Below are 14,156 nucleotides of genomic sequence, written 5' to 3' on the forward strand. Positions count from 1 at the left end.
ATGGAAATATATATATATGCCCTTATATTCGCAAGTTTATTGTTTATACTCTTGGGCATTTTTGGCTTTGGTTCGGAACGCAGCGGTAAATATAAACTGCCGGTAAATGAAATCGAAGTCAAAAAAGCAAATATGCACCAGATCCTTACTAATATGTTCCCGTTTACCAGGAAGCTTCTTGAAAGGCTTGGGACGTATCAGAAGCTGCGTTTAAAATTGGAAGGGGCACACGTAAATTTATCCCCGATAGAGTTTTTTAATATAAAGATAATATTAATATTCGTCTTATTAATCGTATCGATATTCTCATTCGGCAAGTTTGAACCGATGGCCATAGCTGTTTCTTTGGCTGCGGGGTATTTATTGCCGGAAATATGGGTTGCTCTAAAAATAAAAAAACGTAAAGAAGAAATAGTAAGGCGCCTTCCAGAAACGGTGGATTTATTAAGCCTTTGCGTTGAGGCAGGGCTTGATTTTACTATGGCAGTAAAATGGGTAGTTGAGAAGGTTACATTAAACCCTATGCTTGAAGAATTACGTTTCCTTCTTGAAGAGATAAAATGGGGCAAATCACGCTCCCAGGCATTAAGGGATATGTCAAGGAGGATAAATGTGCCTGAGGTTACATCTTTTGCCCAGACACTTATCCAGGCAGACAGGATGGGTACGCCCGTGGGTGAGGCATTTATGATATTGTCAGAAGATACTCGGTTAAGGCGGTTCCAGAGAGGCGAAAGAATAGCCCTTAAAGCGCCTATTAAGATACTGATACCTTTGATATTTTGCATATTACCGGTTATCGCAATTATTATCGGCGGGCCGATACTTATACAGTTTTCGAACAATAAATTATTTTAAGGGGGCGTTTGGTGATGGAGCAGGCAAAGAATAAAAAAGCACAAAGTATAATGGAATACATGCTTATTATGACTGTTGTCATCGCCGCTATCATTTCGGTCGGTTTTCTTGACAATGTAAAAGGGATTTTCCGTAATTATTTTGATTCTATGGTGAGCTGGATTTCTGCTCTACCTTAAAAGGGGAAGGTTGAATATGGTTAAAAGGTATCACGATAAAAGGGCTCAAAGTATCCTGGAATACGCCATGTTGATAATTGTTATAGCTACGGCGCTTATGGTCATGAATACGTACATCCAACGTGCTATAACCGCTCGTTTAAGACAAGTCCATGAAGAGCTCAATGAGTCCAGGAGATAAAGATGCGTTTAAGCAGGAAAGGGCAGAGTACTTACGAATTTGCATTAGTGGTCATAGTCTTAGTCGCTGCGTTGATCAGTATGCAGGTTTATATAAAAAGAGCTGTACAGGGAAGGTTAAAAGACAGCATACAACAGTCAGGAGAAGATTTTTATGCTCCCAGGGAGACGACGGGCACAACCGTTACGCAAACAACGATCGAAGAGAGCCGTGAATCTGAATTACAGCCGGGGATTATGTTTATCGGTGATGATATACAATATGGCCATACAAATACTGTAACCGAAGAGCACACTGAATCAAGAGAAGATATTTTACCTGCGGTTTATTAAGCAGGAGGCAGAATGTTTATTATGGCAACAAAAATAAAACGCTCAATCAAAGGCAACGTGTTCTTGGAATATGCCTTGATTATAGGGATAGTAGCGGCAGCATTGATAACAATACAATTATATGTTAAGCGCGGACTGCAGGGCAGGGTAAGGCAAATGACCGATGTTTTTATAGGTGAAACCCAAGTCAGCCAGGTTGATAAAGAGGTTGTATCCGGCTCTTTGACTACTACTGAGCCTTTTGGCCCAATGACAAGAACAGAAAGGCGGCAGTTTCTTCCCGGGGGGGCGACATCCAGGGAATACACAGAGGATAAAAAGACAGAAGCAGAAAGCCGAACAGAGGACGTAGCTCAATCAGGATGGCTTAGCCTTTTTGATTCATTTGTTAATGTAGATGCCGTAGAGTACGACCCTGAGGGTAATTATACGGATGATACCGGTTATATGGGTGAAGGTGACTGGTGGGAAGAAGTAACTGATATTGCGGTATTACAAGCTGAAATAGACCGGCTTAATGAAGAAATAGCATATCTGAACGAAGGCAGCGGCACAATAGGTGAAGAAGGTAATAATATGATGGATATGATCAGCCAGCTTCTTGGCTCTTTTGGCGGTTCAGGCCTTATTGGCGACATATTAAGTGATCTGTTAGGGGTAAGCTCTGAGGGAGAAAGTTCAGGACAGGAGATTGAGATAATTAATAATAGGATAAGCCAGATTCAGGATGAGATAGCCAGGATAGAACAGCGTATAAATGAGCTGGGAGGCTAATAATGTTTATCAAAATTAATTCAAATAAAGGCCAAGCTTTAGTAGAGATGTCAATAATGGGAATAATCATCCTATTTATTGCCGGGGTTCTATTAAGCTACCTTCAGCAGACTCGCGACCAGCAATATGTGCAGATGGAGTCTTTTAGAAGGGGACTGGCTTATGCGTCAATGTTTCCGATTATAGATGCCGGAATTGGCGCCGGAGCCTCTGTAGATTATAGCGTTACCAGAAATAAAAGATATGTAGATTTATCAAATAATTACCGTAAGGGCGAACCTCAGACGGTCTCTGCATCTTCATCAATATATTGGGCAGTCCCTAAGGTCGGGCTTTCATCATGGAATTTGGCAGTTTACAGAGTGAATGAAGACGAAAATCCGATCAACCTGGCTTCTTTATTCGGCGGCATTGACATACTTTCGGACTCAGATATAGGTCAGTATATATCTTTTAGCATGGAAAATATCGATTCTGCTGCGACATCGACTTTCCGGGAGCTCAAGGAAAAAAACGAAGATTCGGATAAGATTTCTACTACCAGGAGGTCAGCGTTAAACGAAGAGATAACTACGACAATATACTCTGCTTTCAGGCCGAGGATACCCATTGATACGGATGATGATACGGAAGCAGCATTGACAGAATGGCTGGAAGGCCAATTAGGCCAGGAATTTAATGTCAGGATACCGGAATGGGTTGTAGCACAGCGTTTGTACAGAAAAGCCGATGGCCAGTATGGCTATAGCTCTTTAGTCCCGGCTGGAAGTGAAGTTGTAAGAGGTAGAGCATGGGAAACTCAGCATTAAAAAATATTAAGAATAAAAATGGCCAGACTGTTTTAGAGACAGCCATTGTTATGATTGCTATGATTATTCTTTTGGGCGGCATCTTGCAATTCTGGTTCTGGTCCAATAACCAGATCATACGCCGCCAGAGGGAATATAATGAGACCAGAGTTCAGGCAGGGACTTCTCCGCTTCTGTCTTTCATGTATCAAATGCAGTGGCCGCTAGAGAGAGAAGAGGAGATCACAGACACTAATAAATATACCCCTTATGTCAGCGGGGTAGGAGAATAACCATGTTTAGTGTTTTTCATGAGAATAAATTTAAGAGTAAAAAAGGGCAGGTGCTGCCTATATTTATTATTTTAACCGTCGTCATATTAATTTTAAGTTTGATATCGGTAAATATAGGTAAGGTGGCCTTAGTAAGGACTGATACCAGTAATGCTGTTGATGCAGGCAGCCTTGCCGGAGGCTCAGCTATGGCCTCTGTATTTAATAATGTGGCTATTTCTAACAGCTACATGATTGTAGCTTATGAGGAGTTCTTTCTTACTTCTTCTATCCAGATAGCAATTGCAACCGGGATATTAACTACAGCCATGGTTGAAACTATAATAGGATTGATAAAAGGCGGAGCTGCTGAAGCCGCTGGTATAGCAGCAGAAGCATTAGGTTTGCCTTCGAACTGCAATTGCTTTGGTGAAGCACTCTTAAGTTTAGCTTCTACATTTGACGGGTTTGCCACCGGGTTGGCAGTAACAGCCGGAATTATGACGATGAATGCCGCTGGTGTAATGACCTGGTTTACGCGTACAATTTATTCCCTGATAGTATCAGTTACCGCATTTTATATAGCCCAGAAGTTTTTCTTTATGGAGATAAGAAGGCAGGCCCAGGCAGGCAGGCGCGATGCTTTAAAATTAGGGTACAAGTTCGCCTTTAAGAACAGCGGGATAAGCTCCAAGCTTAGAAGCGAGAACCCTCTTGAAGAGTCGTTCCGCGGGATGTTGAGTTCGCTGCTTTCTTTCGGTTCTTTATTTAACTTTGGGAATGTAAACGATCTTTTAAATTTTGATTTTACGGATTTAGACCTTTCAACATTTAGTTTTGCCAATTCACGGATGACCTTTTCTTTATTTTTAAGCAGCTTGCAGCATAGCTATCTTTATATTTATCCATGGACAGACAGGCAATTAAGAGGCCATTTAGTTGCGGTAGCGCAATATACGCAGGACGTAAATAAATATAAGTTAAGGGTAACTAAAATGCCGTTTGCTGCTGAAATAGGTATATTAAGCGGTATCGTCGCCCTTTCTTTTGCCATAAAGGCTGCCCTTTTGGCTGCGATGGCTTCATATGAGACATCTTCTTTATTTTACGGAACAGCTTCTACTTTTTTTGCTGTTGCTGCGGGTTGCGCTGCTATGATTTGTGTCCCTATTACAGCTCCTGCCGGCCTTGCTTGCTGTATCCCTAATGCTACTGCGGGTAGCCTTGATAATGCGGGCGCTTTAGTAGATAATGCCTTAGGCCTGGTTAGTAATACTACAGCTTTGATAGAAGAGATTGCAACATTTCCTTTGCTTGTGGCAGCAGAGACAGGATTAACTACCGGCTCTACTGTGATGAGCCCGGCATCAGGCCAGATTATTGCCTGGATCGATGATATAGTCCATAACCGCATGCTTTATATGGCCTCCTTACAGCATCATGAAGGCGCTGAACTTGGGATTTGGAGGACGCGTTACCCTAATATGTTTAGCTATAGTATGGTTAATTTTAACGGTAACGGTGAAATCTATTATCCTAACCCGAATTTTGATGCTTCAATAATTTTAGTCGACCCTCTTCCTGCAGGCGGTATATCTGTTCCTGATATAAATAGCCAATGTGCTATTGCTGCCGGGCAGGTTGAGTCTATTAGAGATGAGAAAGAGAGCCTATTACAGCTGGCCGATGACCTTGAAAACGTAACAATACCTGCATTGCAGGAGCAGATTGATAACTTCGGGTCTTCGGGAGCAGAATTAGACCTTGAAGAGTTACAGCAGATGTTAGCTGAATATCAGTATGATGTTACGGAATATAGATATCAGGCATTTGAGTTACAGAATGAGATTGACGTAATAGTTGCAAACAACCCGCAATGTTCTTTTTAAAATGGAGGGGCAGGAATGTTTTCTTTAAGAAGTAAAATAATGATGGTTTTAATAATAGGGTTATTTATAAATATTAATTACCTTAATGCTGCCTGGTGGGATCAGAAAGGCCTGCCTGTGCCGGCTGGTGCAGTTGAACAAAACCATAAAGTGCGTTCAGTCGGAGGCATAGATTTTGACTTTAAGTATTACGAGACAAATGCAAGCATAGAAGACGTTATAAGTTTTTATAGGAATAGGCTGCCAAAGCTCGGCTGGAAAGAATTCCTGCCGCATAAAGAACTGGATAAATTTAGCACTATGCCAAATGTTAAAGTTGATCCATCTTTGACCAAGTTCAGTGATACTAACCTCTTGTTTATGAAGGATAATAAAATGTTAGCTATAAGTTTTATACCGGAGAAATATGCTTTAAGCAAAAAAACAAAGTTTGCGGTAGCCGAAGGATTAAAGGCTATGGATCGCGCATCCGGTGTAGAAGTCAATGCACAATCCGCCCATTCAAGTATAAATTTTGCGCCGCAATACCCTGGCTCCAATGAAATAGGCGTTTACGATAAGAATGATATTACATTCGGTATTTTAACCAGTAAGGATAGTCCAAAAGATATCTTAGCATTTTATAAAGAGAAAATGCCGGATTACGGCTGGACTGTTTCTAAGGATAACCCGGTTGAGAATATAAGTAAAGAGGCGCTCATGGATAAGGCAAAAGGTAAAGTAGAATATCCGGATTTAGCTATGGATGGGGATGATTTTAGCGGTCTTTTTGGGAGTGTATATTTTGTTAATTCAAACGGCGACAAATGCGAAATAGGTGTTTTTAGAGACTCAAAGGGATACAAGGACAGTGTTTTGAATTTGGATTTTACCACTATTATGATAAAGTTGCAGAGGAACAAAAATGAAAAGAACGGTTAAAGGGTTAAGCACAATTGAGTACGCTGTTTTTATCTGCATTTTTATTGCGGCCTTGATGGCTATGCGGATATATCTGCAGCGTAATATCCAGCAGAAATACAGGGAATCCGCGGATGTATTCGGCCAGGGAGAACAGTATGCTTTGAATGTAACCCAGGCAACAGACCTTGATGGAGGTACTTTGGATATTGATGATAATATTTTTGATGATGGCACAATAGCTACCCCTTCAGAAGAGAGTTGCCAGTCAATCAGGGATTTTGTCGGTAATTATGAAGATCAGATAATAAGAATGGCTCAGCAGATTGAAGCTCTTGGAGAAAATGGGGTAATCGGCAGATTGAACCTTACTCAAGAAGAGGGCGCGGAGAATAATGCATATGATTTGATGAGCGAGGCAGCAGATGAGTGGTCTGCCCGGCAGCATGCTACCTCCGGAGAATTGTCAGCTTTGAATAATTTTAAGAATACTTTGCAGGATGATATTGATTCTTTTGGTTCGATTATATTTACTTTTAATGAATGGATAGTGAGGCTGCTTGATCCAGACGGTGTAAGGATAACCGCTATAGAAGTAGCTGCAGTAAGGAGCCAGATTGAGCAGAGAGCTGCGGCTGACCAGGATGCCATTGACCAGATGGATGAATCAATAGCTGAATTTAACGGTTTAATCGAATATTATGATGGGCAAAGGCAAGAGCTTCTCGATAAGGCACAGGCACTAAGGGATGAAGCAGCAAGTTTAACTGAAGCAGAAGCGCAAGCTAATATAAGGTTAGCTCAGACTTACGAAGATGAAGCACAGCGTATCCAGGATATGACCATAGATGAATTACAGGTAGATATAGATAGGTTAGAGAATTACAAAGCTCCGTTAGAGCAGGATAAAGAGCAGTTGGATGACATGGCTGAGACTATGGAAGATTGGGAAGATAGTTTGAGTTCAAATCCATTTTTTAATATCCCGGTTTCCAAGGTAACCCAATTTAGAAATCAGCTGAGCGCGCAGATCGGTTATAAAGAAGCAGTTATTGTCTTTGGGAGCCAATTAAATCAAGATATAGAGGATTTGGGATACTATGCTAGTTTGTACGGATTATCTGCGCAATCAGTTAGAACGCAAAGGGATTCAGTAGCTAATGCTTTATCAGGTATGCCGGGTGTTGACAGTATCACAGGCGCAGTAGACGCGATTAACGGCAGCATTGAAGAATTGAATGAAAGGATAGCCAGGTATCAGCAGATAGTGGAGCAATACAGAAACCAGTATCCGAGTTGTTTCGCAAGCTAAAGGTGAATAAACATGTGCAAGACGGCGAATAAAAATATCATAAGAATATTCAGCAGCATGTTAGTGGTATTTTTATGCCTTTTTACAATATTCCCTAAACATGCCTATGCCCGCAGGAGCGCAGGCGGCGGTGATTTAGCTGAGTTTGATAGCGGCAAATATATTGGCAATTTAGCCATAGGCGTTGCAACTGCTGCTGTCGGCAGTGTCGCCGGCTCTGCGATAAGTTCTGCCTTGAACGGGACATTATCAAGTTTTTCTTTATCCAATGCTTTTACGCAAAGCCTGCAATTTGGAAATATGCTGCAGGGTTTTAATACAGTAGCAGCAACCAGCCAGGTAGGCAGAGCTGTTTCTGCTTACGGTACTTATAATGACTGGAGCCCGAGTACTACGTTTGTAGTTTCATCGGTAGCAACCGGAGTGACAAGCGGAGCTTTAAATCCAGAGATTTATCTTGGACAGCCATTGAGTGGAAGCGCTACTGCTGCTGCAAGCTCTTCTCCCCCGATTAATCCTATAGCCGTATCTTCAATTGCTAAAGGTGTCGCCGTAGGTGGTTTAGAAGGCTTGGCAAAAGGAGCGACCATTTATGCAATTGATAAAAGCAGGATCGATAGCGGTAAGGGACCCAGTGCTATTGGGCAGATTGCAGGCATGACAACGGGGATGATGGCTGTGAATTTTAGCCGTGAAATATTCAACCCTGCCGATAAGCCCGTTATTTCTGTTCAAGGTAAACAGGATGAAGGAGCGCTTAAGATAGAGGTCGATGGTAAAACTTATGATGTTCATCCTGTAGGCGCTCAACAAGGTCAAGGTGGGAGAGCAGATAAAGTTATAGAAGTAGCAGATATAAGTAGGCAAGCAGTAGCTGCTTCCGGAGACTCCTATGAAGTGGACATTAATGGAAAGATATATTCTGGGACTCTGGATTCTATTGTGGCAGCTTCCGGAGGTAAAGTAGTATTGCCACAAGTAAGATTTTATCAAGTAGAAACAGCAAAACGGGATGGAACGACCAAGCTGGGCAAAGAAGTTGATCTAAATCAGTATAATTCTGAAAAGTATATGGCAAAAGCAGGTGCTGGAGATGTCTACACCATATATGATCGTAATCCTTCTGCTCGTCCGGCCAAAGCAGCACTAGATACTTTTAGGGAGTGGCCAACAATAGTTACAAAGGGAGCTGGAATATTAGCTGGAGAAGCATTGCCTGAGGGAAAGCAATACTTGGCGCCTCTCGTGTCAGGATTAGCTGAAGCGGTTACAGGCCCGGTTGTGAGTAATTTAGCTGATGTTAATAACTTAAGACCTAATTTTGGTAACAAACAAGATAAAATAGCCACTAATTTAGAGCAGAGAACAAATATTATTAACGCGGCAACTGAATATAGATCAGCTAAAGATAATGCTCGGATTAGTAGAGAATACAACAGAATGCAAGATAAATGGAGCCAAGAAGGCAAGACTTCAGCTACACAAAGCGACTTGGCTGATTTACAGAATGTTTTGGGTATTGGGGATATAGACCCAGAACAAATGAAGGCAAAGGTGTTAGCCCAGTATAAAGATCCTCTCGAAAGGCAAAGAGCAGACCAGCAATTAAGTAATCTGCCATCATATGGTGGTCCGGAAACAGTCCGTGATTGGGCTATGGTTAATAGCAGGGAAAGAGCTGGACGTGCGGTTACAGATGTTATAGCCAGCGGAGGTTCTACCAAGCAAGCCATTGATTCAATCGGAGTTACAAGATCGGATTTATTCCGCGTTCAGACTTGGGATGGGCTTCGTTTCGAATTATTTGATAGTGTTGTTAGTGGGACAATTCAAGCCGTGGCAAACAAAAACCTTAATAGCTCCTCCTCAGTTTCAAATATGGGAGTATCTTACGCTGCTAATATGTTAACGGCTACAATACGTGGCATAGCCTGGAACAAAAGCAGAATATCCAATTCAGAAGATTGGAATAAATCATTATTTGTTCCTAAGCCAGAAGGCCAGCAAGTATTAAGTACTGGTCCAAGTGTTTCTCAACAAGATATTATGAATAGTTTGGCTCAACGTGGGAGCTATGAAGAAGAACGGAAACAGTATTTAGAAGCTGCATATCGAACTGGGTTAAAGCCAAGTCATCATGATGTAGGGCTATATGGTAAAGAGGCTTATGGTATAACAGTAGGTGTTCTTTCACAGAAGCCAACTTTAGGGCAGGCAGTTGGTTTAAGTATAGCGCAGGCAAGCGCAGAAACGGTATCTAAAACATTTTCTTTTGGGCGTCCTGCAAAGTGGTCAGAGGATGTTACGGCAATGGATGTCGTAAATTACACAGATTCGGTTCAGGAAACGTCTCAAAGTATTGCTCAAAAAGGTTGGGCCAATACGCTTGCTAATTCTTATGTTAATGCGAACATAGGAGCCACAGCTAACAATATCCAGGGTACAGTGGCACAGTCATATTGGGCCAGAAAAGCGTTCAACATTAGGCCGGAAAGGATAGTTGCGACTAATTCCCCCAAGATGCCTTTTACCCTCCAGCAGATGGAGCATAATGCTGCTTTAGGCACTACTTTTTCAGATATGTTAGCCCCATTTCCTAATCCCTTCTATACGATTAGAGCAAATTCAGGTAAATTAGGAGAATATAGAATAAGAAGCAAGGAAGAATCACCAAACATAACCGAAGTTTCTAAGAATAAAACACCAACTAATTCACTGAATGGACAAATTAATCAAAAGAATAATGTCCAATCTGGTAATATAAATGTCCAATCTGAAGCAAGATGATTTTAAAATGTTAAAGGGGGGCTGAGTCCCGAAAATTCGCTGCCAAGCAAATGAGGGCCCCCTTTTAATATCCCAGTACTATAACCATAGCTCAAAAACCCTTAGAAAAGTAAATTCTGCAACTAAACTAATCAAATTTTTATTGATTTAAGCTGGCCTGAAACTCAATGAGCCTACGCATGTTATACGATTTTTGGATTTGAAAACGCTTCCTTTTTTAGCATAATTTTTACTTGACTAATATATTATATATATGTTATACTTCAGATGCAAACAGCAGGAAGCGAAAAAGGTAAACTCCGAGTGATCGGAGGACACAAAGCCACGGGTCCTAAAAAGGACTGGATTTTTATTAGGATAGCCGGGTTGCCGATACAAAAGAAGTATTGACAATCCGGTTTTTTTTAAAGTGTTAATAAGAAGTTTTAAAAAGGTTTAAAAAATAAATCGTGATGAGAAAAGAAAACCTAGAAAAAAATCCTGGAGAGATGCGAATAGAAGATACAGGGTTTAAGTCTAGTTTCAAAGCCTGGATCAGATTAGTTGCTTTTATAATACTGGCAGTTTTCCTTCCCCAGCAGGTTGCCCAGGCAGTTGAATACGATTGGAGAATTATCTGGCGCCAGCCAGCAGCCTACAGGCCTGCTTTTCTAAACAGCGCGCCTGATAACATCGATATACCACTAGCAGTAAAAAATATCCTCAAAGATATCTCCGGTAAACAAATCAATGCTATAAAAATTTCACCCACGCTAACTCTGCAATTAGATAAACCCTTAAGCCTTAGTAAGCAAAGGATCGAAGAATTATATGCTTGGTTAAAGGGAAAACCCTGCGGCTCAAAGGCCTTATACGATTATTTAAATTATAATAAAGTACAAGTCCTTGAGCAAGATATTGCGGTAATGGCATTGACCATTGATATCGTTAATTCTCTTGTTCAGCCCGAAGGCAACCCCGAGGTTATACTTAACTCACTTTATTCTTTGGCTAAGACATCAGAATATTTCGGCAAGAAACTTTATCCTGCCAAAGTCGATTTAACAAAACTATCTGAAGGCCAGGCAAATATCATTGTTCCATTCATTGCCCATCTTAAACAAGAACACTATGTTTTAGTTACCAAGATAAGTGAGGATAAGGTTTATTTTGCTGATGAACACAAGGAAGAATTCTTACCAAAAGAGAAATTCTTAGAGGATTTTAGCGGTTATATTTTAACTCTAGACTTGATTGATTTAATTACATCTATTTCTGATGTTGAAGCTAAACAGATTAAGGGCGCAAGAAAGGATGATAGCTGGAGAGGAAGCAGTGCTACGGGTGGACGTTTGTATAATGGTTATCAAAACATGGGAGGGGATACTTACAATATACCAGCCGGATTTTCTATGCCACAGATGCCAAGTTTTAGCGCATATAACAATACGCCTACTTATTTTGCTTCTTCCCCTATGAGCGTAAATAAGGCCGGTTTTATGGATGTAAATAGTAAGAATTTTATTAATCCACTAATGGTCGGCTATACCACATCATCGAATGTAAACAATCCTGTTGGCAGCACACTTGTCTGGTTTGATAACGGATTAGACGGTAGAACTGTTAGGACCGATGATACTAATATTATAGAACAAATAAATAATGACCCATCGGGTAGAAAGTTCGCTCAAGAGTTAAAGTTGAATACATTTAGAGACTCGGGAGCGTCGGTAACTATTTTTAATGATTCGGTAGCTGTTGATACTCTTCCGGTATATGCCAACGCTGACGGTATAAGCGTAAATTATGTCGCCTATCAGAATAAAGCATTTATTAACAATAATATGGTAGCGATGCTTGATAATGACCCTAGAACCGTTAGCACAAGAGATTTTGCCAGAAGAGAGCCTCCTCCCAGTAATATGAGGGGATATGACACAGGAGCAAGCGAAGTGGCCCTTGTTACAGCGAAAGCCGGTGATCACGTGTCCTGGAATTATCAAACCGGTGCTTATGTAAAACCAGGAGATACCATTTATGGTTCTGGGAAACAGCAATTATCAGGAGTAAGCAAAGACCCCGCTTATAGAAACACTAGATTAGGCTCTCATGACCAGACAGGAAAATATATTGCCACAGTTAATTCTAGCGGCAATGTTCTTCCCGTAGAAGGTTATTGGAAGAGCCTGCCCGGTAGAATTGAATATCAGGATAGAATGTTCATATTAGGGCAGGAAGCAATTATCAGGGAAAATGTCGGTGTTGAGCCAAGAGGCAACATAAAAGGGGTTGAGTTTACAGGGGTTTCAAGAAAAGATGATTTTGGAGTCTCTACATCAGTTGATTTATCAAGAACTCCAGTAAATTTTACTCCTAATAATGGAAATTGGGTATTAAAAGCAGGCTCTCCGACAAGATTGACTGCAGAGATGGCGCAGGATTTTAATAGTGTAAACCGGACGGAGAACGTAACGGTAGATTTTACCAATGGCAGCGTTAATCCGGCAGTATTATCAAAAGGCGGATTGTATTCTTCGACGGTTTTAAGAGGGGTTAATACAAATGGTGGCTTGAAGGCAGACGAAGTTTCTGCTGGCGCAGGAGCTAATGTAGCTAATCTTCCAGAATGGGATACACGTGAATTAGCACAATATGTTTATTCGGCCGATTCTACAAATGGCGCAAAGCAGCATTTTGCTAACCTGAGTTTTGGGACTGTCAAGGGCCTTGGCAATGTAAATATGGACTATTCGCCCATGTTTAGTAATGTCAGGCATAATTTTAAAGGCAATATGAAAGAGTTTGTTTCTTCTGTCCAACAGTTTGATACTGCTTCGCCAAGCGCCAAGTTTGTTGCTGTTGCCAGGCAAAATAACGCTTCTTTAAATGGGGTAAGCGCTGATATTAATAGTGCAGGTTTTGTTACTAATCCTGGCTTGATTTCAAAATACCAAGGCTTAGACGGTAATAAAGCGGTTTTATATACTTGGAATAATTTATCAGACATTACCGCTTTCATTAAACTCAAGCAAATTGCTTTTGAAAATGGTGGTGAGCCCGTGCAAGGTTCTTTAGCTGGTTTTAGTGAAGCTTCTTTTGATAATGGTAAAAATTGGCAGCCGGTAAGCGGCTATATTGACGGATCTAAAAAGATAATTTTTACGAGCAGGCAAGATATGCCTCGGTTCCCGGTTTTGGTTTCAACGCCGAATGATCCCATCTCAGCTGCTAAGAGTGAAGGTGGAGGCTCGGCAGTTACGAGAGCTGATGTAGAGAAAATAAAAAGCAGCGGATATGATGTTTTTGCTAAAGGAGATAAGGCAAGCGGGCAACGAGTAGAAACTAATTTTGCTTCTAACTTTAATCCTGGTTCAATATCCCTTGATCAGCGCAACATGAACTATCATGGCGGCCAAAAACCGCTTCTTGATTTTGCGACAATAATCGATAATTCAGGCAACAGATTAGGGCAGATGCAGATGGTAAGCGGCGGCCAGACAGCCTATTTTAACGAAACAGGCACAATGATTTCCGGCGTAGGCAGATTCAGGGCCCTTAGTACAAATCAAGCAGGATTATATGTTGACCACACTTATGAAACAAATGGAGTTAAGACGCACGGCGGGTTCCGTTATAACAGTTTAGATTTTGAATATAAATTCGACGGTAGTAGTCTTAGCGCACAACAGTATACTTACGCGCATAACATTAAGCAACATGGAAATAGATTTGAATTTACAATTGGTGAATCAGGCAAGTTGAATTCAACTAATTACGGCAGTTTAACCATACAGGATGGCAAAGTCAAGCTCATCAACGTAGCTAACCTTGCCTATATCCCGGCCATACTTCGCGCTGAATCTAATGTCCAAGATGCCTACACTGCTTCCAGGGAAAGCTTTGAA

10 protein-coding genes and 1 riboswitch are annotated in these 14,156 nt (G+C 41.1%); all 10 genes read left to right on the forward strand.

What is annotated here, in order from left to right:
• On the forward strand, positions 1 to 858 hold the full coding sequence (locus C4533_08165; GenBank protein ID RJP27420.1) for a type II secretion system F family protein: 858 nt from the start codon (positions 1 to 3) through the stop codon (positions 856 to 858).
• A 362-nt stretch (positions 859 to 1,220) separates the two neighbouring features.
• Positions 1,221 to 1,550, forward strand: a complete 330-nt coding sequence (locus C4533_08170) for a hypothetical protein (protein ID RJP27421.1) — start codon at positions 1,221 to 1,223, stop codon at positions 1,548 to 1,550.
• Positions 1,551 to 1,562: 12 nt separating this feature from the next.
• Positions 1,563 to 2,324: a hypothetical protein gene (locus tag C4533_08175; protein RJP27422.1), complete on the forward strand. Its 762-nt coding sequence runs from the start codon at positions 1,563 to 1,565 to the stop codon at positions 2,322 to 2,324.
• 2 nt (positions 2,325 to 2,326) lie between these two features.
• Positions 2,327 to 3,133, forward strand: a complete 807-nt coding sequence (locus tag C4533_08180; GenBank protein RJP27423.1) for a hypothetical protein — start codon at positions 2,327 to 2,329, stop codon at positions 3,131 to 3,133.
• A complete protein-coding gene (locus C4533_08185; protein ID RJP27424.1) occupies positions 3,115 to 3,405 on the forward strand; it encodes a hypothetical protein in 291 nt (96 codons plus the stop codon). Before C4533_08180 ends, C4533_08185 begins: the two co-directional genes overlap by 19 nt.
• 2 nt (positions 3,406 to 3,407) lie before the next feature.
• The gene (locus C4533_08190; GenBank protein RJP27425.1) at positions 3,408 to 5,273 is read left to right on the forward strand and encodes a hypothetical protein; all 1,866 of its coding nucleotides are present in this window, start codon (positions 3,408 to 3,410) and stop codon (positions 5,271 to 5,273) included.
• A 15-nt stretch (positions 5,274 to 5,288) separates the two neighbouring features.
• Positions 5,289 to 6,194: a hypothetical protein gene (locus C4533_08195; GenBank protein ID RJP27426.1), complete on the forward strand. Its 906-nt coding sequence runs from the start codon at positions 5,289 to 5,291 to the stop codon at positions 6,192 to 6,194.
• Positions 6,178 to 7,485, forward strand: coding sequence for a hypothetical protein (locus C4533_08200; protein ID RJP27427.1), 1,308 nt, complete (start codon positions 6,178 to 6,180; stop codon positions 7,483 to 7,485). Before C4533_08195 ends, C4533_08200 begins: the two co-directional genes overlap by 17 nt.
• Before the next feature lie 12 nt (positions 7,486 to 7,497).
• Positions 7,498 to 10,272 (forward strand): hypothetical protein, encoded by a 2,775-nt coding sequence (locus C4533_08205; GenBank protein ID RJP27428.1) that lies wholly within the window; start codon positions 7,498 to 7,500, stop codon positions 10,270 to 10,272.
• 281 nt (positions 10,273 to 10,553) lie between these two features.
• A riboswitch (cyclic di-GMP riboswitch) is annotated at positions 10,554 to 10,646 on the forward strand.
• Between the two features lie 78 nt (positions 10,647 to 10,724).
• A partial coding sequence (locus C4533_08210) for a hypothetical protein (GenBank protein RJP27429.1) occupies positions 10,725 to 14,156 on the forward strand: 3,432 nt, incomplete at its 3' end.

The organism is Candidatus Omnitrophota bacterium, assembly GCA_003598025.1.
GTDB lineage: Bacteria > Omnitrophota > Gorgyraeia > Gygaellales > Profunditerraquicolaceae > Profunditerraquicola.

Excerpts from the sequence above, each read along its gene's own strand:
- C4533_08165 (RJP27420.1), top strand. The coding sequence starts at position 1 with ATGGAAATATATATATATGCCCTTATATTCGCAAGTTTATTGTTTATA.
- C4533_08170 (RJP27421.1), top strand. The coding sequence starts at position 1,221 with ATGCGTTTAAGCAGGAAAGGGCAGAGTACTTACGAATTTGCATTAGTG.
- C4533_08175 (RJP27422.1), top strand. The coding sequence starts at position 1,563 with ATGTTTATTATGGCAACAAAAATAAAACGCTCAATCAAAGGCAACGTG.
- C4533_08180 (RJP27423.1), top strand. The coding sequence starts at position 2,327 with ATGTTTATCAAAATTAATTCAAATAAAGGCCAAGCTTTAGTAGAGATG.
- C4533_08185 (RJP27424.1), top strand. The coding sequence starts at position 3,115 with ATGGGAAACTCAGCATTAAAAAATATTAAGAATAAAAATGGCCAGACT.
- C4533_08190 (RJP27425.1), top strand. The coding sequence starts at position 3,408 with ATGTTTAGTGTTTTTCATGAGAATAAATTTAAGAGTAAAAAAGGGCAG.
- C4533_08195 (RJP27426.1), top strand. The coding sequence starts at position 5,289 with ATGTTTTCTTTAAGAAGTAAAATAATGATGGTTTTAATAATAGGGTTA.
- C4533_08200 (RJP27427.1), top strand. The coding sequence starts at position 6,178 with ATGAAAAGAACGGTTAAAGGGTTAAGCACAATTGAGTACGCTGTTTTT.
- C4533_08205 (RJP27428.1), top strand. The coding sequence starts at position 7,498 with ATGTGCAAGACGGCGAATAAAAATATCATAAGAATATTCAGCAGCATG.